The sequence below is a fragment of the Aquibacillus rhizosphaerae genome (genome assembly GCF_030282825.1).
GTDB classification, from domain to species: domain Bacteria; phylum Bacillota; class Bacilli; order Bacillales; family Amphibacillaceae; genus Aquibacillus_C; species Aquibacillus_C rhizosphaerae.
On the sequence record NZ_JASTZU010000012.1, the window covers coordinates 26,411 to 49,244 of the forward strand.

Annotated in this window: 29 protein-coding genes and 1 pseudogene; 25 read left to right on the forward strand and 5 right to left on the reverse strand. The window is 35.6% G+C overall.

Translation table 11 applies throughout. The annotated features are described in order from the left end of the window. Positions 1-78 precede the first annotated feature (78 nt). Positions 79-558 carry a VanZ family protein gene (locus QQS35_RS01855; RefSeq protein WP_285930063.1) on the forward strand — a complete coding sequence of 160 codons (480 nt, stop codon included), beginning with the start codon at positions 79-81 and terminating at the stop codon, positions 556-558. Between the two features lie 581 nt (positions 559-1,139). Then, complete coding sequence (locus tag QQS35_RS01860; protein ID WP_285930064.1) at positions 1,140-1,277, forward strand: hypothetical protein; 138 nt, start codon at positions 1,140-1,142, stop codon at positions 1,275-1,277. Positions 1,278-1,448: 171 nt separating this feature from the next. Here QQS35_RS01860 and QQS35_RS01865 read toward each other — a convergent pair whose 3' ends face one another. Further along, positions 1,449-2,081 (reverse strand): YigZ family protein, encoded by a 633-nt coding sequence (locus QQS35_RS01865; RefSeq protein ID WP_285930065.1) that lies wholly within the window; start codon positions 2,079-2,081, stop codon positions 1,449-1,451. Positions 2,082-2,281: 200 nt separating this feature from the next. Between QQS35_RS01865 and QQS35_RS01870 the strand changes: the two genes are divergently transcribed. From QQS35_RS01870 to QQS35_RS01940, 15 genes and pseudogenes are all read left to right on the forward strand, one after another. Then, positions 2,282-3,421, forward strand: a complete 1,140-nt coding sequence (locus QQS35_RS01870; RefSeq protein ID WP_285930066.1) for a sensor histidine kinase — start codon at positions 2,282-2,284, stop codon at positions 3,419-3,421. 125 nt (positions 3,422-3,546) lie between these two features. Then, positions 3,547-4,227 (forward strand): response regulator, encoded by a 681-nt coding sequence (locus tag QQS35_RS01875; RefSeq protein WP_285930067.1) that lies wholly within the window; start codon positions 3,547-3,549, stop codon positions 4,225-4,227. 369 nt (positions 4,228-4,596) lie between these two features. After that, positions 4,597-5,439 (forward strand): DegV family protein, encoded by an 843-nt coding sequence (locus tag QQS35_RS01880; RefSeq protein WP_285930068.1) that lies wholly within the window; start codon positions 4,597-4,599, stop codon positions 5,437-5,439. A 76-nt stretch (positions 5,440-5,515) separates the two neighbouring features. Further along, positions 5,516-6,979, forward strand: a complete 1,464-nt coding sequence (locus QQS35_RS01885) for a DEAD/DEAH box helicase (RefSeq protein WP_331490609.1) — start codon at positions 5,516-5,518, stop codon at positions 6,977-6,979. Then, complete coding sequence (locus tag QQS35_RS01890) at positions 6,979-7,659, forward strand: ComF family protein (protein WP_285930069.1); 681 nt, start codon at positions 6,979-6,981, stop codon at positions 7,657-7,659. The genes QQS35_RS01885 and QQS35_RS01890 overlap by 1 nt, the downstream gene beginning before the upstream one ends. Before the next feature lie 77 nt (positions 7,660-7,736). Beyond that, a complete protein-coding gene (locus tag QQS35_RS01895) occupies positions 7,737-8,162 on the forward strand; it encodes a TIGR03826 family flagellar region protein (protein WP_285930070.1) in 426 nt (141 codons plus the stop codon). Between the two features lie 124 nt (positions 8,163-8,286). Beyond that, positions 8,287-8,556, forward strand: a complete 270-nt coding sequence (flgM, locus tag QQS35_RS01900; protein ID WP_285930071.1) for a flagellar biosynthesis anti-sigma factor FlgM — start codon at positions 8,287-8,289, stop codon at positions 8,554-8,556. Between the two features lie 15 nt (positions 8,557-8,571). Beyond that, on the forward strand, positions 8,572-9,069 hold the full coding sequence (locus tag QQS35_RS01905; protein ID WP_285930072.1) for a flagellar protein FlgN: 498 nt from the start codon (positions 8,572-8,574) through the stop codon (positions 9,067-9,069). A gap of 21 nt (positions 9,070-9,090) precedes the next feature. Then, the gene (gene flgK / locus QQS35_RS01910) at positions 9,091-10,656 is read left to right on the forward strand and encodes a flagellar hook-associated protein FlgK (RefSeq protein ID WP_285930073.1); all 1,566 of its coding nucleotides are present in this window, start codon (positions 9,091-9,093) and stop codon (positions 10,654-10,656) included. 10 nt (positions 10,657-10,666) lie between these two features. Then, a complete protein-coding gene (gene flgL / locus QQS35_RS01915) occupies positions 10,667-11,593 on the forward strand; it encodes a flagellar hook-associated protein FlgL (protein ID WP_285930074.1) in 927 nt (308 codons plus the stop codon). Between the two features lie 76 nt (positions 11,594-11,669). Next, a complete protein-coding gene (locus QQS35_RS01920; RefSeq protein ID WP_285930075.1) occupies positions 11,670-12,260 on the forward strand; it encodes a DUF6470 family protein in 591 nt (196 codons plus the stop codon). Positions 12,261-12,272: 12 nt separating this feature from the next. Then, positions 12,273-12,725: a flagellar assembly protein FliW gene (gene fliW / locus QQS35_RS01925; protein ID WP_285930076.1), complete on the forward strand. Its 453-nt coding sequence runs from the start codon at positions 12,273-12,275 to the stop codon at positions 12,723-12,725. A gap of 2 nt (positions 12,726-12,727) precedes the next feature. Then, positions 12,728-12,958: a carbon storage regulator CsrA gene (gene csrA / locus QQS35_RS01930; RefSeq protein ID WP_285930077.1), complete on the forward strand. Its 231-nt coding sequence runs from the start codon at positions 12,728-12,730 to the stop codon at positions 12,956-12,958. 125 nt (positions 12,959-13,083) lie between these two features. Further along, the gene (locus QQS35_RS01935; protein ID WP_285930078.1) at positions 13,084-13,998 is read left to right on the forward strand and encodes a flagellin N-terminal helical domain-containing protein; all 915 of its coding nucleotides are present in this window, start codon (positions 13,084-13,086) and stop codon (positions 13,996-13,998) included. A 343-nt stretch (positions 13,999-14,341) separates the two neighbouring features. Then, positions 14,342-14,455: pseudogene (locus QQS35_RS01940) on the forward strand (flagellin); the annotation flags it as partial. Positions 14,456-14,498: 43 nt separating this feature from the next. Here QQS35_RS01940 and QQS35_RS01945 read toward each other — a convergent pair. After that, positions 14,499-15,422 carry an endonuclease gene (locus QQS35_RS01945; protein WP_285930079.1) on the reverse strand — a complete coding sequence of 308 codons (924 nt, stop codon included), beginning with the start codon at positions 15,420-15,422 and terminating at the stop codon, positions 14,499-14,501. 209 nt (positions 15,423-15,631) lie between these two features. Between QQS35_RS01945 and QQS35_RS01950 the strand changes: the two genes are divergently transcribed. The 7 genes from QQS35_RS01950 (at position 15,632) to QQS35_RS01980 (ending at position 19,379) form a co-directional block, all read left to right on the forward strand. Beyond that, a complete protein-coding gene (locus tag QQS35_RS01950; RefSeq protein WP_285930080.1) occupies positions 15,632-15,865 on the forward strand; it encodes a hypothetical protein in 234 nt (77 codons plus the stop codon). 31 nt (positions 15,866-15,896) lie between these two features. Further along, on the forward strand, positions 15,897-16,097 hold the full coding sequence (locus QQS35_RS01955) for a YjfB family protein (RefSeq protein WP_285930081.1): 201 nt from the start codon (positions 15,897-15,899) through the stop codon (positions 16,095-16,097). 150 nt (positions 16,098-16,247) lie between these two features. Next, on the forward strand, positions 16,248-16,652 hold the full coding sequence (gene flaG, locus QQS35_RS01960) for a flagellar protein FlaG (RefSeq protein WP_285930082.1): 405 nt from the start codon (positions 16,248-16,250) through the stop codon (positions 16,650-16,652). Between the two features lie 18 nt (positions 16,653-16,670). Continuing rightward, the gene (locus QQS35_RS01965) at positions 16,671-18,200 is read left to right on the forward strand and encodes a flagellar hook-associated protein 2 (RefSeq protein WP_285930083.1); all 1,530 of its coding nucleotides are present in this window, start codon (positions 16,671-16,673) and stop codon (positions 18,198-18,200) included. A gap of 38 nt (positions 18,201-18,238) precedes the next feature. Beyond that, positions 18,239-18,634 (forward strand): flagellar export chaperone FliS, encoded by a 396-nt coding sequence (gene fliS, locus QQS35_RS01970; RefSeq protein WP_285930084.1) that lies wholly within the window; start codon positions 18,239-18,241, stop codon positions 18,632-18,634. Then, positions 18,634-18,987 carry a flagellar protein FliT gene (locus QQS35_RS01975; RefSeq protein WP_285930085.1) on the forward strand — a complete coding sequence of 118 codons (354 nt, stop codon included), beginning with the start codon at positions 18,634-18,636 and terminating at the stop codon, positions 18,985-18,987. Before fliS ends, QQS35_RS01975 begins: the two co-directional genes overlap by 1 nt. Positions 18,988-18,995: 8 nt before the next feature. Further along, complete coding sequence (locus QQS35_RS01980) at positions 18,996-19,379, forward strand: hypothetical protein (protein ID WP_285930086.1); 384 nt, start codon at positions 18,996-18,998, stop codon at positions 19,377-19,379. 579 nt (positions 19,380-19,958) lie between these two features. Here QQS35_RS01980 and QQS35_RS01985 read toward each other — a convergent pair. From QQS35_RS01985 to QQS35_RS01995, 3 genes are all read right to left on the reverse strand, one after another. After that, positions 19,959-20,138, reverse strand: a complete 180-nt coding sequence (locus tag QQS35_RS01985; RefSeq protein WP_231710642.1) for a DUF3231 family protein — start codon at positions 20,136-20,138, stop codon at positions 19,959-19,961. A gap of 77 nt (positions 20,139-20,215) precedes the next feature. Continuing rightward, a complete protein-coding gene (locus QQS35_RS01990; protein ID WP_285930087.1) occupies positions 20,216-21,106 on the reverse strand; it encodes a COX15/CtaA family protein in 891 nt (296 codons plus the stop codon). Further along, a complete protein-coding gene (locus QQS35_RS01995; protein ID WP_285930088.1) occupies positions 21,103-21,864 on the reverse strand; it encodes an alpha/beta family hydrolase in 762 nt (253 codons plus the stop codon). Before QQS35_RS01995 ends, QQS35_RS01990 begins: the two co-directional genes overlap by 4 nt. Positions 21,865-22,263: 399 nt before the next feature. Between QQS35_RS01995 and QQS35_RS02000 the strand changes: the two genes are divergently transcribed. Next, entirely contained in the window at positions 22,264-22,794 is a 531-nt protein-coding gene (locus QQS35_RS02000) for a PadR family transcriptional regulator (RefSeq protein ID WP_285930089.1), read from the forward strand. Positions 22,795-22,834 lie beyond the last annotated feature (40 nt).

Sequence of the window (22,834 nt, forward strand, 5' to 3'; positions counted from 1 at the left end):
AGCCGTAGTTGGATGCTTTGCTGGTTTTTTATAATGGTGTACGTTACGTTTATTTTTTGAATTAAAGGGGAACAAATCATGAAGAAATGGATGTATTGGATATTTCCAATTGCCTGGATGGGTATGATATTTTACGCGTCAGCACAACCGTACCAAGACCAAGACATCAAACCGTTTTTGTCCAATTACATTGATCTTTCATTTTTAGCACCTTACTTAGATTGGATAACGTTCGTCTACCATCAATCTGAAGTAAGTGTTGCTGCATTAGGTGTGCTTGGTTTGATTGAATTTTTTATAAGAAAAGCTGCTCACGTGACTGTTTTTCTTATTTTATGTTTAGCTTTTTATTTTGCGATAAATAAGACAAGCAAGCTTATAAGAAAATATCAGGTGCTGTTTGCACTTGTTGCTACGATTATTTATGCTATTTTTGATGAGATTCATCAAGGATTTACACCAAACAGAACTCCATTTATCGGGGATGTGTTTTTGGATAGCTTTGGTGCGTGTTTGGGTGTAGCTTTGATTTTTATTTTCAGAAGGCGTTTATTATAAACATAGTTGCTGTGCAAGATTCGAACTTATATAGAAAGTTTGCACTAAGCTAATTATCAATTTCTTTTCCCTTACAAGATGGGCTATAATACACCGCTACGGAAAAATACTCTCTTTCCATGGGGAACGCTTTAGTTTCCTGAGTGAAATGCACTCACTGTGGGGCCTTCAGACTGTTCCTTTCCCATAGGAGTATCGTATTTTCCCTTCGCTAGAATTATTATTTTTCTAGAAATGTATGGTTGAATTCTTTGAACACCACTATCCTAACGTAGGAAATACACGGAGACTCCTGTGGGAAAGCGATGACGCTGAGACCCCACAAAGAGCGTTCTTTGCGATTGAGGAGGCTCAGCGCGAGCCCACGGAAAGCGCAGTGTATTTCCGAAGTGATAGATGAAGCATTATCTAACCAACTTTACAGGAAATCAACATAGTAGTTTATAGATTATCTGTAATAAGCAACAATTTTTAGAATACAGTCATTTAGAATTGAAATCTAAACGATGAACCAAAGCCTAAGTAACTACATAAGATGTATTAGGGCGCCTGAAGTACTGTAATGACAATGGGGTGATAGTTTGACAGAACAGGATATTTATAAAAATGTTTTAGCTAACATCATTGATCGAACAGAAAAACTTCAAATCAATAACTCTCAAGAATTAGTAAGGAATTTAATACATGAATTAGAAAATCACCAAATGCCTAAATCTTAGCTGATTCTCTGAGAAGAAAACAAAATTATTAAGGATAGCAATCCGATCACTTCACAAAGAGCGACTATAAACGTTATAGTCGCTCTCTAATCGCAAAGGTATAGATTTAGGATAGAATGTCGAAACTTTTATTGCCTGGGAAATATTTGTCGCATTAAATCTACCGTTACATCAAACATCTATTTCTAAATATTTGGTAGTACCATCAGCCAACTCAACTTGATTACTTGTTAAATCAATTATCCAATTTGTAAATTCTTCTTGTTTTCCTTCTTCCACAAATATGGACAAGCGAACCGTGTCGAGGTATTCAATATGATCTAATATGTAACTTGAATTAATCAAAACATTTTCTAACTTGCCAAGTAGGGAGTAGTCTGCAGTAACGAAGATCTCTTTCATTAACCGACGTTCAACTACACCAGTTGTATTAATTGCTTGCGATGTCGTACTAGAATAGGCGCGTATTAATCCCCCTGCACCAAGCTTCGTACCTCCAAAGTATCGGGTGATAACTACAGCAGTGTCTTTTAACTGTCTTTTTTTTATGACTTCTAATATTGGCACACCAGCTGTTCCACTCGGTTCCCCGTCGTCATTTGCTTTTTGGATTTGATCACGTTCACCAATCATATAGGCAGAGCAATTGTGCGTGGCATCATGATGTTTTTTCTTTATGGAATGTATAAAAAGTTGTGCTTCTTCTTCTGTTTCTACACGTTTTACATATCCGATAAAACGTGATTTTTGAATGACAACTTCATCAGAACCTTCTTGTTTTACGGTGAAATAGTTAGGTAACATGATAATCGAAAAACCTCCTAAATAATATTATATAGAGTACCATTAACTGCCGCAAATGTATTATAATGAATAGGGACATAATAAAATCTTACATAAAAGTATAAATTTAGTACGTAAAACTCACCTCTTTTATAACTATACCCCCGTAAATCGAGTGAGTCTAGACGAATACTATCAGATGGGAAGTTGGTGAAGGCATAATGGCAAAAAAAGCCGATCAAAAAGCATTAGATTTCATTATCGACGAGATGATTGATGCAGTTGAAAATAGTAAGGATGAAATCTTTTTTATAAGTGAAGAATCAAGGAAAGAATATGATAAACTGAAAAGAGAACTAGAGGAAATCAAAGAACAAGTTATTAACTTAATTGATGAAGGTGATCGGTTAGAAGTAAGTGCCCGCCAATCTAGAAACCGGCTTGCTGAAGTAAGTAAAAACTTTAAAAACTATACAGAGGAAGAAATTAGAAATATATACAATCAAACACACGAATTACAAACAAACTTGACAATGGTTCGTGAAAAAGAGCATAACCTCCGTGAAAAAAGAGACGAAATCCAACGTCGCCTACAATCTTTAGAACAAACGGTCGAACGAGCGGATGGACTTGTTGGGAAAATTTCAGTTGTGTTAAATTATTTAAATGAAGATTTTAAACAAGTTGGTGAGTTAATTCAGGATGCCAACGAAAAACAAGAATTTGGCCTGAAAATTATTGAAGCACAAGAAGAAGAGCGCAGACGTCTATCCAGAGAAATGCATGACGGACCAGCACAAATGTTGGCGAATATATTATTGCGCTCAGAGTTAGTAGATCGCACGTTTAGAGAACGGGGCGTAGAAGAAGCGATAACAGAAATGAAAAGTGTTAGAACAATGGTACGTTCCTCACTCTACGAAGTAAGGCGAATCATCTATGATCTTCGTCCAATGGCACTGGATGATTTAGGTTTAGTACCTACGATTAAGAAATATTTAGCTACAATGGAAGAATATAATAAAGTTAAAATTCACTTTGTCTCACTAGGCTTAGACAAGCGATTGAAAAGTAAATATGAAGTTGCGTTGTTCCGATTAGTACAAGAATCTGTCCAAAATGCAGTCAAACATTCTGGGTCATCACTAATTGAAGTGAAATTAGAAATTCGTAAAAAATGCGTCTACATTCTAATTAAAGATAATGGAAAAGGTTTTGATGTCAATGTTAAAAAACAAGATTCCTTTGGTTTGCTTGGAATGCGTGAACGTGTTGAAATGCTAGATGGCAAATTGAAAATTAACTCTTCGATTGGAGAAGGGACTAGTGTATTAATCGAGGTTCCCTCAATAGAAAGATAAACAATTAATACAAATGCTTGATTATCATGTATAATAATTAAAAACTGGTCCGTACACCAATGAATGGAAATGTAGATAATAGACACAGTGAAAATATAGATAAAGAAATATAGGAGGAGCAGAATATGACAACTAAAATAGTATTAATAGATGACCACAAGTTGTTTCGAGAAGGTGTGAAACGCATCTTAGAATTCGAACAAAGCTTTAGTGTCGTCGCAGAGGGGGATGACGGTTCCTCAGCATTACCATTGGTAGAAGAACATCAACCCGATGTCGTCTTAATGGATATCAATATGCCTGACACAAACGGGGTAGAAGCAACGGCAGCGTTAATCAACAAATTCCCGGATGTAAATGTGATAATTTTGTCGATTCACGATGACGAAAATTATGTGACGCACGCATTGAAATCAGGGGCACAAGGTTATTTATTGAAAGAAATGGATTCCAATTCTCTCATTGAAGCGATTAAAGTAGTAAGTGACGGTGGCTCTTACTTGCATCCAAAAGTAACTCATAATTTAGTACAAGAGTATCGTAGATTAGTAGAAGAAAATACGAGTAAAGGCATGGAGAAATTCATAGAATATCGAAAACCTTTACATCTATTAACGAGACGTGAGTGTGAAGTATTACAATTATTAGCAGACGGAAAAAGTAATCGTGGTGTTGCAGAATCCCTGTACATAAGCGAAAAAACAGTCAAAAACCATGTTAGTAATATTTTACAAAAAATGAGTGTAAATGATCGTACGCAAGCAGTTGTTACAGCGATACGTAATGGGTGGGTTGAAGTATTGTAAACCGCTTAAGGTCCGGGGTTCTTTTATTTAAACACCGGACCGCCTCCTCTGCACCAAGTAAAGCACTCCCTCACCGTCTTGTATATACATAAGCAAAGCGCAGTGGTTCAGAAAGAAGAAAGATATTTAGAATAAGGGCTTCATACTTGCGATGCTTAATTAAACCTGTATGAGAGTCCTTATCTGTTTGTAATCTAGTATATAATTGAAAAAGCGAAATTATGTCTATGCATTCTTTGCATTCGTGTTGTAAAATAATGAAGAAGTATGAAATTAGCTTGTCCTATGTATACTTAGCCTATGTGGTAAATGCTCATAGGACGATGATAAGAGAAAGAAAATCTGGACAAGAAGGGTACGATTAATACAATGAAAGTAGCTATAGTTACAGATAGTACAGCGTATATCCCTTCTGATATACGAGAGAAGTGGAATATACATATGGTTCCATTAAACGTTGTTTTAGAGGATGCTTCTTATCAAGAAGAGGTTGATTTAACGACAGATAAATTTTACGACCTCGTGCGTGGTTTAGAAGTTTTACCAAAAACCTCACAACCATCCATTGGTTTACTTACAGAAACATACAATCAATTAGCTGAAACGCATGATGACGTAATTTCGATTCATTTATCAAGCGGGATAAGCGGTACGTTTCAGACAGCTCTAGCCGCAAACCAAATGGTAGAGGACATCGACATCCATGCGTTTGATTCAGAAATCAGTGCGATGCCACAAGGCTTTTATGTCCTAGAAGCAGCCGAAATGGCTGAAAAAGGTGCAACAGCCGCGGAGATAATGGCTCGTCTTCATGAAATGAAACAATCGATGCGTGCTTATTTTATGGTGGATGATTTAAGTCATCTCCATCGCGGTGGTAGGCTAAGTGGTGCACAGGCACTTTTAGGCAGTGTGTTACAAGTAAAACCACTCTTGCACTTTGTTGATACAAAAATTGTACCTTTTGAAAAAATCAGAACACATAAAAAAGCGTTAAAAAGATTACAGAGTTTATTTGCAGAAGATGCACAAGCTAGAGTTCCAATTCGCGGGGTAGTCATTCATGCGAATCGACCACAAGAAGCAGAACAACTAAGACAAGAGTTACAAGAGCAATATCCTCATGTTGAACTGACAGTAAGCCATTTTGGTCCAGTTATTGGTACCCACTTAGGTGAAGGTGCACTAGGTTTAGGTTGGTATCTAAAATAATTAATTAATGCAATTATATTTTTATATTCCAAGGTGCCAAGTTTTTGGCACCTCTTATATAGGAGATGATAAATACATGGTTGAAAAGCTTTTTACCTCCATCCAGTCATTTCTAAGTCCTACTTACGACTGGTTACCTACATCAGATGACAAACCTCCCTTACATGAAAGTCTAGATTACGCCAAACACTTCGCCGGAAAACTATTACTACGTCAAGAAATTCCCCTAGATGATCAAACCCTCCATTCCTTACTTTCCAATCAAAATTTCGTATCGATTGATGCCATCGAGCAACATCTATGGGGCCATAGGTGCAGACGTTGTGGCAATAAACAGAAACATCTTTTTGCTGATATTCCCTGTGCACGCTGCAGTCATACACATGTCTATTGCCGGAAGTGTATTGAAATGGGCAGGATAATGCAATGTGAACCTTTGTATTATTGGATAGGATCCAAACCTATTTGGTTACAACAAGATAATCCCTGTGAATGGCAAGGGGAACTAACGCATTACCAGCAACATGCATCGGATGAAATTACGAATACGATGATGAAGGGTAATTCCGAGTTACTCGTATGGGCTGTCTGTGGAGCTGGTAAAACGGAGATGTTATTTCATGGGATAAGTGAATCTCTGAAACACAGCAAACGCGTCTGTCTAGCAACACCTCGTGCCGATGTTGTTAGGGAACTGAGGCCGAGATTTCAAAAGGCTTTTCCTGAAACGGAAATCGAAGCGTTATATGGTGGAAGCGAACAGAAACAAGGAAAGGGACAGTTGATTATTGCGACAACCCATCAACTCCTCCGATTTGCTCATGCGTTTGATGTAATGGTTATCGACGAAATCGATGCCTTTCCATTTCACGCTGATGCCTCGTTACCGTTTGCTGCGGGGCGTGCAGCGAAACCGGATGCATCAACAATTTATTTAACTGCTACCCCACGTAAGAAACATCGTAAACAAGTCCAATCAAAAAAACTTTCAGCCGTCTTCGTTCCAGTTCGTTTTCATGGACATCCGTTACCATTGCCAATCCTTCATATGTGTTTTTCTTTAAAAAAATCACTGAGTCAATTTCAAGCACCACCTGCCTTTTTAAAATGGTATAACAGCCGTGTTAATCCTAATAGACAGTTACTCATATTTGTACCGATGATTGAACTTGCTGAAAAGTTAGTAGGTCATTTAGTGGACCAACAACTTGTAGCGAAAGAAAAGATTACTTCTGTTCATGCCTCCGATTCTGACAGGGAAGAGAAAGTAATCAAGTTTCGTGAAAATAAGTTGACTCTACTCATTACAACGACAATTCTGGAACGAGGAGTGACTTTTCCTTCGGTCGATGTTGTTGTATTAGATGCTGGGCATGATGTGTTTGATGAAGCGGCACTTGTGCAAATTGCAGGACGTGCTGGTCGAAGTCCAAATGATCCAACCGGTGAAGTGATCTTTTTTCATGATGGGAAAACAGATGCAATGGTTGAAGCGATTGCGTCGATTAAACAAATGAATAAGCGTGGGAGGAAACTGTAATGCATTGTTTATGGTGTGAGGCGGAAATTATTGAAGAAGTGGATTGGATAAATTTCTTTTATCCTGATAAGGTCAAAAACATTTGTGAAAGTTGTAAAGCGCAATTAGATGTACTTGATGGGCAGCTCTGTAAGTATTGTGGTCGCCGGAGTGAAAAAGATGTATGTTCTGATTGCGAGCGTTGGGAAAGTGATCCGCATTGGAAAGGTGTCTTAACATTTAATACATCCGTTTTTACGTACAATCCGATCATGAAGGAGATTATCACAAAATGGAAATATCGAGGTGATTATGCTTTGGTTGAAATGTTGCGTGAAGCTTTTTGTGAGAAATTTAATCAGGTTTTTAAAGAGATTAAAAAAGATGCTGTTATTGTTCCAATCCCATTAAGTGAAGAGCGATTATATGAGCGTGCGTTTAACCAGGCTGAGGCATTAGCTCGACTGTTAGAAATGCCTTATACTCAGATGTTAACTAGGATGGAAGGTGAAAAACAATCTAAAAAAACTAGGAAAGATAGACTAGGTACAAGTAATCCTTTTCAATTAGAAAAACAGATTAATCAGCCTGTGATTTTAATTGATGATATTTATACAACGGGGACTACAGTGCGCCATGCTGCAAAGTTGTTAAAAGAAAATGGATGCCTGGGGGTCTATGTTTTTACACTCGCCAGGTAATAATATCCGTAAAATAATCGACCTTATTCGACAGTATCTATGATATAATGGACCAAAAATAACTAAGGTGGGTTACTATGGGTGAATTAGCAAATTGTCCACGTTGCGATGCCCTGTTTGTTAAGGGATTAAGAGATATATGTCAAGATTGTTTTAAAAAGGAAGAACTAGCGTTTCAAACGGTGTATGATTATATGAAAAAACGAGCAAATCGAACAGCAACTGTCATGCAAATTGTGGAAGAGACAGAGGTAGAAGAAGATTTAATTATAAAATTCGTTAAAGAAAAGCGTCTTCGTGCATCACAGTTTCCTAACTTACATTATCCATGTGAAAAATGCGGGAATCCAATTATCGAAGGGAAATTATGTGGTCCTTGCTCCAAAGGATTAGTTACCGAATTAAACAAACAAGGTGAAATAGATAAAGTTTCACAAAGAAATAAAGCGGAAGATAAACAGAAAGCAAACACGTATTATTCTGTTAAAAAAGATAGACAATAATCCTTATTTTTAAAGCAAGCAAAAAAATGCTTGCTTTTTAAGTATTACTATTAAACATTCAGATAGAGTTACCGATATAAGGATTAGAGAATCGTGCGAATTTTACGGAAAGAGGTGAACGATCTTGAAAATACAAGGTCCTAACAACTCTAATTTTAATCCATATCAAAAACAATTAAACAAACAAGCGGAAATTAAAAAAGACATGCAATCAAAGGAAGATAACCTGCAAATATCTGATCAAGCGAAACAATTACAAGGTTCAGATAACCCAAGTGCGCTTCGCCAAAAGCATGTGGATGAAATTAAGCAGTCGGTACAGTCTGGTCAATATAAGGTAGATCCACAAACAACAGCAAAGAAAATGCTGAATTTCTGGAATAGCCAAGGATAAGAAGGAGGACGCAAGATGTCCGTTCAACCCATTGTCGAGATACTAACGAATATGACACAGCTTCATGAAAGTTTATTAACGATTTCTAAAAGTAAAACGGATGCCTTAAAAAAAGGCAATATGGAGTTACTGCAGGATTTGTTAGTACAGGAGCGCAAGCATGCCAAAGCGATTAACCAATTAGAAGAGAAGCGTATCGAAATGATTGGTGTTTGGTCTGAAGCACAAGGCCTAGACGCTACAACAACTACGGTGTCTGTTATGCTAGACAACCATTTGCAAGGCTCTGAAAAAGATTCGTTGGAAAAGGTTACGACAAAGCTTGCACAAATGTTAGTCCAACTAAAACAACAAGAACAGTTAAACAAGGACTTAACAAAACAGTCCTTGCAATTCATACAACTATCATTGGACATGATTGCTCCAACGATTAAAAATATAAACTACGGTAATCAAGCACAAAAACGAGCAGATCAAGGCACGAAACGCTCGGTGTTTGATTCGAAGGCTTAGGCGAGAAGGAGGTAGCAACGCATGTCATCAACATTTCATGGACTTGAAGTTGCCAAGCGTGCTTTAAGTACGCAACAAGCAGCTCTATATACAACATCACACAATATGTCCAATGCCAATACGGAAGGTTACTCAAGACAACGTGTCAACTTTGAACAAGTTTCCACATTAACCGGTGCTCGTAATACAGAGAGGGTTAATTCGCAGATTGGTAGTGGTGTAGAAGCGGGATCAGTTGAGCGAATTCGTGATAAATTTTTAGATGTACAGTACCGAAATGAGAATAGTAAAATGGGGTACTATGAATCAAGAGCAGAGGCTATGAGCCAAATGGAATCGATTATGAATGAACCATCAGAAGATGGTTTATCTAAATCAATGGACCAATTTTGGCAAAGTCTCCAGGATTTATCTGTTAACCCGGAAGATTCTGGTGCACGTTCTGTAGTTAGACAACGTGGTATGGCAGTGGCAGAGACATTCAATTATTTATCGGGCTCGCTTGAACAGGTCCGAGGTGACTTAAAAGGTCAAATAGATGTAACAACAACTGAATTCAATTCCATCGTTGATCAAATTAACAACTTAAATAAACAAATCGGTGACGTAGAGCCACATGGTCACGTACCAAATGATTTATATGACGAGCGTGATCGTTTAATAGATAGTCTATCAACGATTGCTAATATTAGTGTTAAATATGATGATAGTACCGGGCAACCAAGCGACATTGCAATGGGAAAAGCTACTGTAACATTAAATGGTAGTGGAGATGAAAAAGGCATAACGCTAGTGGATGGACTTCAAGGTACCGTTAATCATATGCATGTCAGTTATGATGATGACAATAATGCAGATAACCTTACTTTTTATAATCCAGCAGAACTGTCAGAGGGTCAAGATCCAGCAACAGTAGATGGAGCGCAGCCAGTTGCTGCAAGTGCGTTTGGCTCTAGTGGGGAATTAAAAGCATTAATTGAAATGAATGGTTATGTGGTAGAAAATGCAGCTACAGGCGAAACAACTGTTGATGGTTATTACAACAAGATGCTCGGTGACCTTGATTTAATGGCTGAAAAATTTGTGGCAGAGTTTAATACCATTCATAACCAAGGTGAAAACCTTGCTGATGATGACAGCTATGACTTTTTTGAGATTGGTGCGGATGGAAGAGCGGCAGCAACGATGGCTGTCACTCAAGATATCATCGATGATAAAGATAAAATTGCCGCAGCAGCTGCAGATAGTGGTAGTGGAGACGGTTCAAATGCTGTATTGTTAGCGGAAGCTATGAACAATCTAGATGTAGGCTTAGGTAATAAAACGTCAGTAAAGAGCTTTTATCAATCAGCCATCGGTGACATGGGTGTTGTTTCTCAAGAAGCTGCACGAATGGCTAACAACTCCAGTATACTTCGCCAACAAGTCGAAGAAAATCGATCATCAGTAAGTGCTGTATCATTGGATGAAGAGATGACGAACATGATTAAGTTTCAACATGCGTACAATGCAGCAGCAAGAAATATGACAGCAATTGATGAAATGCTCGACCGAGTAATTAATAACATGGGATTAGTAGGAAGGTAGGTAAGAAACGATGCGTGTAACTCAAAGTATGTTATCAAACAATATGTTGCGTAATTTAAGTAATAGTTACAATAACCTTGATAAATACATGGACCAGCTTTCTACAGGAAAAAAGATTAATAAGCCTTCAGACGATCCTGTGGTTGCAATGAAAGGCATGAACTATCGTTCTCAAGTAGTAAATGTGGAACAATACCAAAGAAATATCAGTGAAGTGCATAACTGGATGGATAATTCAGATTCTGCATTAGATGAAACGACTCAAGCACTGCAACGTCTTCGTGAGTTGGCAGTTCAAGCAAGTAACGGTACTTATGAAGAAGGACAACGAAATAATATTGCCAAAGAAGTAGATCAATTGAAAGAGCATTTAATCGAAATAGCAAATACGAAAGTAAATGGTAAGCATATTTTTAATGGGACAAGTACGACAGGCACAGAGGATGCAGCTGGTAATCTAGCAAAACCAGTAACTGTTGATGCTGATGGTAATGTCGTAACTATTTCTACGAATGAAAACCCTGTTGAAATTGAAGTTTCAAGTGGAACCAAATTGAATGTTAATATTAATCCTACAAGTGTATTTGGTGGGGATGTGGATAACAACTTATTTAAAGACATTGAAGCTTTTTCAGCTGCATTAAAGTCGGATGCACCAGATGAGGATTTAGATTCTCATATTGGAACAATTGATAAAAATATTGATAATGTTGTTAACGAACGAGCGGATTTAGGTGCAAGAATGAATCGCTTAGAATTAATTGAAGATCGGCTAGAAAGTCAAGGGATTTCTGCAACAAGAATGATGTCTGATAATGAAGATGCTAATTTAGAAGAAGTAATAATTAAATTAACTTCACAAGAAAGTGTCCACCGCGCCGCACTAAGTGCAGGTGGGAAAGTTATTCAACCATCTTTGTTAGATTTCCTAAGGTAACAAAAGAAGCACTTGTCACATATAGTTGTGGCAAGGCTTTTTACTATACACAATATTGAATAAAGGGGGATTCACCTTGCAGTTCCCGCAAATAAGACTACAATCACAAAACGCACAAATACAAATCAACCAGACGAGGGCTCAACAAACGATACGGCAACCACAAGCAGTGCAGTCAATAACCCAGCCAAAGGGTGAGTTATCGATAAATACTAGCCCATCTAGGCTTTCCATTGATCAAACAGAAGCATGGGCAGATATGGGAATAAAACATGTGTCTAGAATGACGGATGAAGCAGCGCAAAAAGGTAAACAAGCAGTTCATCAGGCTACTGCACGGATTGTTAGACAAGGTGTAGAACTTATGAAAATTGAACAGGCTGGCAATCCTATAGCTAGACAAGCGAAAGAAAATAGCCAAGATGCTCCTAAACAATTTAACATTGGTTGGATTCCTTCAGCGGGTTCGGTGAAAATCGAATATAAACCATCGGACGTTAATATTAACTATACTGCAAGGAAGCCTACAATTGATACAAGAGCACAAAAACCAGTAACGAGCTATCAACCCGGTACTGTTGATGTAAGTTTAAAACAAAAGAATCATTTAGATATCGATTTTGCCAATTTAAAGCACTACGGCATTAATTTTGAAATGAATATATAAGAAGGGTGAATTATGCATATACATACAAAGTATTTTGGAGAAGTTGAAGTAAACGAGAACGATGTAATTACATTCCCACAGGGAATTCCTGGCTTTATCGAAGAAAAGCAGTTTATTTTATTACCATTAGAAGATAATCCGATATTTAATGTAATGCAATCGACTATTGAGTCAGAACTTGCGTTTATTGTAGTTAATCCGTATCACTTTGTTTTAGATTATGAATTTGATATTGATCAAGCAACATTAGATTTATTAGAAATTGAAGCTGAAAAGGATGTTCAAGTACTAGCAATTGTATCGCTTAAGGATCCATTTGTATCAAGTACAGCCAATTTACAAGCACCATTAATTATTAATCAAAATAAGCGAATTGCAAAACAATACATTACAAACATCAAAGACTTATCAACAAAAGAATCAATTTTTTCAAAAAAACTAACCTCCCAGGTTAAGGAGGATTAATCATGTTAGTGTTAACAAGAAGACTTAATGAGGCTATTAAAATAGGCGATGATATTCAGGTTAAAGTACTTGGAATTGATGGTGATCAGATTAAGTTAGGCATTGATGCGCCGAAAAATATCGATATTCACAGGATGGAAATTTATTTAGATATTCAACAGCAAAACAGTGAAGCAGCAGGTGTTTCGACAGATTTATTTAAATTAATTAAAAATAATTCAAAAAAAGATTAAACATCTGAAACATTCCTCCGATATTATATATGTAAAGCTAAACAGTACTAAAGACGGCCGCTTTAGTACTTTAGTGAAAACCACATGGATGTGGGAATACAACATAACTCAAGGAGGAAATTATAATGAGAATTAATCACAATATCGCAGCACTTAACACACACCGTCAATTAGGTAGTGCACAAAATGCACAACAATCTTCAATGGAGAAATTATCTTCAGGTCTTCGTATTAATGGTGCAAAGGACGATGCAGCAGGTCTTGCAATTTCAGAGAAAATGCGTGGACAAATTAGAGGTTTGGATCAAGCTTCTACGAATGCTCAAGATGCAAATTCATTACTACAAACAGCTGAGGGTGCTTTAAACGAAACACACGACATCCTACAACGTATGCGTGAATTAGCAACACAATCTGCCAACGATACAAATACTGACTCTGATCGTAATGAACTACAAAAAGAAGTTAATGAACTTGCTTCAGAAATCAGTAGAATTGGTGATAACACAGAGTTTAACACTAAGACTTTACTTGATGGTGAATTTACTGCTACTTTCCATATTGGTGCTAATGAAGGTCAAAATCTTTCTATCGCAGTAAACGATATGCGTTCTGATGCATTAGAAGTTGGTACTGTTTATACTGCAGATGCAACAGATGGATCAACAATAATTGGACAAGATGGTACTACAGTATTGGGTACTTTTCAAGCTGAGGTAGCTGAAAGTGCACCTGGAGCTGGTGATGGAACTGCTGCAGGGTATTATGATGCTGGTGCACTTGTGTTAGAAGCAGAAACACAATTTGACGCTAACACAAAAGGTGCAATTGGTATTGACATATCTTCACAAGGTACAGCTGATGCAGCTATTACAACTATCAACGATGCTATCGAAACAGTATCTGCTGAGCGTTCTAAACTAGGTGCTACTCAAAACCGTTTAGATCACACAATTAATAACTTAGGTACATCTTCTGAAAACCTAACTGCTGCGGAATCTCGTATCCGTGACGTAGATTATGACTTAGCTGCTGCATAAGCAGGAATAGTCACAGTCGTCCTAGCTGGTAACGGCTAGAGATTACAATCGGGTGAATTGCTGGAAACCCCTGAAACTTTTCTTACCACAACGTAGTTGGAAACGACAAGCGTGAGGGTTTAAAAAAAGAAGAGATTGGGCAATCAGCAGCCAAGCTCCTGTCTTGAAAGAGTGGAGAAGGTTCAACGACTAGGATAAACCATCTAAGGCGAAAGCTATGGTGATGAAATCCGTAGGTGAAACAATGGGGTTCAACATTGTGAATCCGAAGTGCCCGACCCTTACTAGATAACTAGAGGGTGAAGATATAGTCTAGTCATTTATGAAAGTAAATGTTCGCACGATGGCGAAAGAAATGATGAACCAAACTAAGAATTCAATTCTTGGACAAGCATCTCAAGCAATGCTTGCTCAAGCAAACCAGTTACCTCAGGGAGTATTACAATTACTTCAGTAATATTAATATATTCAAGAGAAGGTCCTTTCGAGGGTCTTCTCTTTTATTTTATCCAAAATGCAAAATGGCAAAGTTGACTGAAATTAAAGCCAGTTAACTCCTTTAAATGATAGAGCAGACTTAAATTAGTTTCTGTAATGACAATTTGGTAAGTCTTTTTTGCAGGAATATTCTTTTGCTCCTCCCAAAATTTGTTGTATATGGTTGGGTAGAATTTTTCGTTTTTATACAGATTGATAATTATAGTTAATTTTTCTAAACTTTTATTAATATCTTGTGTAGGCTTGTGTAGAGTAAAATGAGAAGGTAAATGTATCGTAGTTCTTCTAGAACCGTTCGGAATATACATTAGCTTAGTTAGTTGAATGTTTTTACGAAACATACATGGTTGTAGGTAAGGCTGAACTAAAGATAAAAAATAATGTATTTGTGAAGCAGTATAAATAATTAACCTATTTTGTTTATCCAGTGAAAACTCTAATTGGTATAAACGTTTTAACAGTAGTACTAGTTTTATATTTTCTTCGGGTGTAAAGCATTCCGTTGATAAAATAATTTTCCTGGGAATATTATTTTTCAATTTTAACGAACCATCGTCCTGGTACCACCATGCTAAGGATATGGTATTAAAGTACTTTTCAAGTAGCGTGAAAGGAACCTTTTTAATTCGGTTTTCATACCATTTATTTTCTAGCAACGTTATTATGTTATCTGTTCTAGAAAGAATTTCATAACGCTCTGAATAAGACTGAACCAATCTATTATCTGTAATCTTTCGGTATTTAGCATCATTTAGTGGGATATCCTGTTTGAGTTGATTATGACAATAGATTGCCCATTCTTTATCTCTAATTGTGTGAGAAAAGTAAAACCGCGGTTTTCTACCATTTTGCTTAGTAATACATCCGTCACCAAGGAGCTTTCCAATCATTTTAGCCATGAAATCTGAGGAGTACTTATTTATCAAGTTAATGCTCCTTTCTTCTTATCAGATATAAAAACGTACGTTCTATTATATCATATAGTTGAACAATAATATTGATACTTAATTGTTGATCTTTTAGAGGTAGTAAGACTTTAAGAAATTATCAACTATACTGTTGACAGGACTAGTAGTATTGAATGTTTTTTGTTAACCTAAAAGATATAAATATCTTTCTTACAGGAAGCACCAATATGGATAAGGATTTATTAGACCACAGGAAATTCCTTGAGGAACAACTTGAGTGGAGTAAGCAACAGTCTCGTATATTAGATAGAATTGACGAAAAGCTTCACGAGATGAAACATATTGCCGAGTACGCAATAAATAACTGTAAGCTTACATACGAAGAAATTAATAAGTTGAATTTGCAATTAAGTGATTTAAAGGATGAGATTTATTCACTCGAAAACAGTTACAGACTGTAATCAATTGAGTTAGAAAGGCAGTGTTGAGAATATGGATGTAGCACAAATGTCGATGGCATTAAGTCAAGGACAAGTTAAGCAGCAAGCTTCTTTATCTGTCATGAAGAAGGTAATGAATCAGTCGCAAGGAAGTGCTGACTTCCTTAATGAGATGATGGGCGGAGCGAATGCACAAACATTACAACAGGTAGCTCAACCTCATCTGGGTAGTAATATAGATATAAAGGGCTAATCATTTAAGAAGATTACTTGTAATTCAAGTGATCTTTTTTATATTTTCTGTAAAATCTTTAATAATCTGAATTTGCTCTTTAAAAAATAGTATATTTACTTCATAAAATGTTGGATTGTTCCGATATAAAAAGAAACTAAATAAGAGGGGATGGCAAAAGCCATGACTGTTGGGAAAATAATATCAGGATCCCAACTCCTGCAAAGAGCAGAAAACATCGAGTTTCCTACATCCGCAAGAGAACGATCCGTCAATCCAGAAGCAATAGAAGTGAATAAAACATCAGAGTCAAAAGATGTCGAAAATTTAAATCTGTACAGTGACGAATTGAATAAACAAGAGATAAAGTCTTTAGTTGATAGCTTAAACAAATTTATGGAACCTACTTATACAAATCTTAAATTTGAATTTCATGAAAAGCTAGAAAAGTACTATGTAACATTAATAGACTCGGAAACGAAAGAAGTTGTAAAAGAAATCCCCTCGAAAAAGCTACTAGATGTTTATGCGTCGATGGCAGAATTAATGGGGTTTATCGTTGATGAAAAAGTTTAATCGAAGGGTGCGTAGATTATGGTTTATAGTGTAAATACTTCCAATCGAATAACTGGCCTTGCTTCAGGAATGGATACAGATTCCATGGTGAAAGAGTTAATGGCTGTAGAACGATTGCCGTTAGATAAAATGGAACAAGATAAAACGTGGACGGAGTGGAAAAGAGATTCATTTCGCGATGTCAACAAATTACTTCATGATCTAGATAGTAAAATACTAGATATGAAATTACAAAAAACTTACAATTCTAAATCAACTACTTCTTCTAACTCTAATGCAGTAACAGCAACAGCAACAGCAAATTCTTCTAATGGTTCATATAACATAGAAGTAGATAGTTTGGCATCATCTGCTATTAATGTTAGTCAGGCTGGCATATCTGGTGCTACAAAAATAGATCAAAATGGTAAATTGAGCGAACAAACTTTTGCTAATGGTAGCATAACAGAAGCTGGCTCGTTCAATATTTCATTTTTTAATGAAGCTGGTGAAGAAGTTAAAAAAGAAATAACATATGGTCCTGACGATTCGTTAAGTAACATTCTCAAGAAAATTAGTACAGAGACTAATAATGAAGTTCGGGCTTCCTATGATCCACAGAGTGATAAAGTTTTCTTAGAAAGAACAAAGACTGGAAATTTTAATGCCACAGGTCCGGAAATTGGTTTTGAAGATGTAGGAACTTCTACTTTTTTTACTGGTCTACTTCAGTTTGATACGGCTGGTGAATCAGGAGGAACTAATGCGGAATTTAAGTATAATGGAATTGCTCTTACATCTAAGAATAATTCCTATACATTAAATGATGTAACATTTAATTTCACAAGCAAAACAAATGGTACTCCTACAACAATTAACGTTGATAACAATGTTGATGCATCTTTCGACAAGATTATGGAATTCGTCAATCAATATAATGAAACAATTGAAAAAGTAAATGGTTATCTTAATGAAGAACGTTTCCGTGATTTTAAACCACTTACTGCGGAACAAAGGAAAGCGATGTCTGAAGATGAAATTGAGCAGTGGGAAGAAAAAGCAAAGAGCGGAACCTTAAAAGGTGAAAGTATCCTTTCTTCCGGATTGAATTCAATGAGACAGAATTGGTACGGAGAGGTCGACAATTCGAGTAGTTTAACGCATTTGACCCAAATAGGTATAAAGACAACTGCTAATTATTTGGATAGAGGTAAATTAGAAGTAAATGAAGATAAACTAAAGCAGGCATTAAGAGAAGATCCAAATTCTGTTCATAAGCTTTTTTCTAACGATGTGAAGGGTTCAGGACGCGGTGTTATGAACCGTCTAGAAGATTCGATTAGTTCAACAATGAAAAACATTCAATCACGAGCAGGTAAAACAACTTCAACGCAACAACAATATACACTTGGAAGAAATCTTGATTCATTAGATGATCGTATCTCGGATTTTGAAAAGAGATTAGTTCAAATAGAAAATCGTTACTGGAAACAATTCACTGAGATGGAAAAAGCAATTCAGCAAATGAATAGCCAATCTAATTATTTAATGCAACAATTTAGTTATTAAATGAGTTAGCTAAGCTTTAAAAGGAGTGTTCATAGCTTATGATCAATCAATACCAAGCATATAAAACCAATTCGGTAACCACAGCTTCACCCGGTGAGTTAACATTAATGCTATATAACGGGTGTCTTAAATTTATTAAACAATCCAAGCGTAGTATAGAACAAGAAAATTATGAATTGAAAAATACAACCATTCAAAAAGCGCAAAAAATAATTCAAGAATTAATGGTTACACTAGACCAAGATACAGATATAGCAAAAGAAATGATGCCATTGTATGATTATATTAATCGTCAGCTGATGGAAGCCAACTTAAAAAATGATTCAGCAATACTAGAAGAAGTGGAAGGATTAGTAACTGAGTTCCGTGATACATGGAAAGAGGTTATTAAGCTATCACGTCAAAAGCAGTATGGGCAGGGTGCTAATTTCTAATGAACCGATTGAATAGTTTATATGATGTGACGGTTAAGTTACAAGAATTAGTCACAAGTAAGATACCTGATGAAGAGAGACAAGAAAAAATTGATAAAGTAAATAGTTTGTTAAAAGAACGCCAAGTATTACTAAATGAAATAAAACCTCCTTATACAGAGGAAGAAAAAGTAGTTGGAAAGCGCTTGTTGCCAATAAATGAAGAAATTCAACAAAATTTGGGTGAACTATTCAATCAGGTGAAAACCGACATGGCGACGGTTAAGAAGAAAAAAGACTCTAACAATAAATACATGAATCCTTATAAAAGCTTATCAAACTTTGATGGTATGTTTATGGATCATAAGAAATAGGTGTTTATTTGACAGAACTAACCGATGCACAGTATCAAATGCTCAAGGATTATAATGAATTGCTAACAGGAATGCATGAAGGTCTTATCTATTTAGAGCAAAACCTAATAGAAGAAGTTCCACCACAAGTAGATCAAGTATTCAATGATTTGTTAGCTGGCTTTGAGCAATTACACAAAGCACATAGTCAGATGCTAGTAATTTTTACTGATAACGGTGAAATTACGGAATTAGTTGAAGAATGTAAACAAATCATCGAGCAGCTAACTAAATGGTTTACTTTTGATTCAAATCTAGCTAAACAACAGCTGTTAACGAATCAAGTTGTACCAGCTTTTGATAGTTGGAAAAATAACATGGAACAATTTTTAAAACCTTATATTGTTCATTAATAGGACATCCCCAACTTTTTTAGAGTTGAGGGATGTTTTTGGTTTGTGAGAGTAATTGTATATATAATATTAGTACTAGATGATTGAACTCTATCTGTTGCGTAGTAGACTATTACTGTTCAGTAAAGTTCTTCATTTTTTAGCTGACTTATTTAAAGAATGTACTAAATTAACGGCAGTAATTTAGTAACAAACAATATTCTGTATCGAGTAAAATCAGTTAGACAAGTGAAGATTAATTATAGTGTTAGTCACCAACACTACAATTCGATGTGGAGGGATATTCTGTGAATTCTCTTGTCAGCTTAATCTCAAACTTAATTTTATTGGTGATGAAGCTTGCATTCTCAATTAAGAGGAAGACATCTTGGGTAAAGTCAATATTAAAGAAGGCCATCGTTAACCTAAGCATTGAAGAATACTAATTAGAACATCTAAAATCACATCGTACTATGAGAAAGGTAGCTTACATTTTTTTTAGCTTATCAAAAAATACAAATATATGGGAATATTTGACGCCCTGCCAATTGTTTCGTTCACTAAATTTAATTTTGCTTTTTTTGTTTTATTAACTTTACTTTATCCATAGTCCCAGGCGGTTGTTTGTTCGAGCCATTCATTTTGAATCATTAAATCTACAATATCTTTTGCATACTGTGCAATCTCAAGGGAAAATCTTTCATAATTTAATATCAAATCACTTCTTTGACTGGTGGCAGTGGCGGTTGCATAATCTCCCGTCCCTGAAGCGGTTAACATCCCGTATCAGAAAATACTTCTGCGGTTGAATTAGTTATAGACACATTATCCACTTATATAATTACGATTAAAAAATATTACTTAATCCTTCTTGTTATGACAACGATATAGGTGAATAGAGAAAACAAAATAGAGATTACTAGTGCATGGATAATTCCAATCGTTAAGTTTTGATTATAAGTTAATACCATTCCTACTCCACTTAAAATCTGTAAAAATATTAGTGATAAACTAACAAAACTGAGACTTAATAATAGACGTTGATGCTTATAAAGTTTTATTACCCAAAAAACAAACACTATAACAAAAACGGTTAACACCATGCCTGCTAAACGATGAAACATCTGAGCAAAAACAATAGTTCCTTGGCTAAATAAGACGAATTCTCCATTACATAAAGGAAACCCCGTACAAACTTTAGCCGCCCCCATATGCTTTACAAATGCACCTGTATAGATAACAGCATAAGCATAAATAGTAATTACAATGATAAAACGCTTAAAATGTATTCCGACCTGTACGGTGACCTTATTAAATTGTTTTTCAAATGTAAAAAAAGTAATCGTAAATACGGCTGCTAAAGAAATTGCTGAAAAACCAAAATGTAATGCCATAATTAATGGAGGTTGTCCAAATACAACTTGTCCAGCCCCCATTAAACCTTGAATAATAATAGCAGCCGAAGCTAGAATTGCAAAGAATTTTATTTCTTTAATATAATTCAATTTACGCCAAGACCAGAACGATAATATTAAAACCAAAATCCCTGCAACGCTGGAGATTAACCTATGGGTGTACTCAATAATAGTTTCTAGCGTTGGATTATATGGAATGACATTTCCAAAGCAAAGCGGCCATGTCGTTCCGCATCCTTGACCAGATCTTGTTTTGGTGACAACGGAACCTTGTAAAAGGACAAATAGCACAATAATTGTTGTTATAATTGAATAGGCTTTTAATTTTTTCATGTTTCACCTTGACTAGTGCCATGAACATTATCCAACCAATTAACAATTGAATCTATGATGGTTGCTTGTTGTTCACTAACTGTGATCTGAGCTTCATTGTCACCGGATTGACTACCATATACACCAAAATAAGCATGGTTACCACCTGATATTTCAATGAATTTAGTTCTTTGTGGTAAGTTCGAGCTGTTTTCTTTAATTTTTTCAGGTGTACTTAGTCCATCCTCGGACCCGCTTATAGATAAAACGGGTAAGTTGGATTCACTTAAAAAATCATTACTTGCTGCATATGCACCAAGTAATATTAGCCCGTTTACTCTGTTTAAATATTGATTTGCATACATAGCCGCTGCTGCTCCTCCCATTGAATGACCAGCAATATACCATTCAATTCGATTATCATTCTCTATTACTTCATTTGCTTTTGAAACATCTAGAATTGGCAAATTTAATCTAACTGAGGGTATAGCTACTGTAATATTTTGCTTTGATAACTCTTGTGCTAAATAGGCATACGCTTCAGGTTCAACTTTTGCACCAGGATAGAGTATTAAACCTTTATCGGCATTTACCGCTGTATAGATATACCATCCATCCTCTGAATTCTTGACTTCCTCTATTTCGATTTGATGAGCATCTATCGCACTATATGTATTTTGAGTCCATATAAAAAATAAAGACAAGCTCAAGATTACTACTATACCTATAGTGATAAACGAAATAAATAACGCTTTTTTGTTGAGAAATTTTTTCATCATTAAAACCGAATTATTCCAAATTTCAATTAGGCAGTGGAGTGTAGATATTCAACTGCTTATTTGAAATTAAAGAATAATTTCCCTTTCTTGAATTTTTTTAGGAGTATCTCATTTAACTCGAATTAGAGTAAAGTTCCAAACAACTTGACTATAAACACAACGGGAAAAGACATGTACAAATAGGTAGACGAAAAAGCAATTATAGCACAAAAGGCTAAGAGTAAATTTAAAAAACACCGATGTGTAATATGAACTTGGCATAGCAATCATATACCCTTTCTTATATATGTCTTTTTAGACATATGAAACTATGGTTATAATAAACAATGATGAATACTTTGGTCAAGTTAATATGCTATAATTTCATTAAATAGACAAATATTAAGGAATTGATGTTTTATGAGCTTGCGTTATGCTTTATTAGGAATAATTTTAAAAAAACCAGTAACAGGTTATGATGTGGTGAGAATATTTAAGCAACAGATGATTTATTTTTGGAGTTCGACTCATAGCCAAATCTATACAGAATTGCATAAAATGGAAAACGATAACTTGATAGATCACGAATTAGTTATTCAAGAAACTTTACCAAATAAAAAAGTATACTCTCTTACAGATACAGGTAAGAAAGACTTAATACGCTGGGCAATTGAAGAACCTTTAAAACCAGCAAAAATTAAAGATAATTTCTTAATTAAAACGACTATTTTTCCTTTTTTACCGATTGTTGAAATTGATAAATTGTTAGATGAAGTTATAGAGAGAGAAGATAAAATTTTAAGTATGACAAAAAAGTGGCAAGAACACTTTAACAATCAAGAAGAACGAGACGTAGGCACTATATTAACAGTTGAATATGGAATAAGGTATTCTGAAATGTACTTGGAATGGTGTAAGTGGGCAAAGCAGTATATCAATGAAATTAAGTAACAAGTCACACGTTTTTTATATCCATTGCTTTTTCTTTATT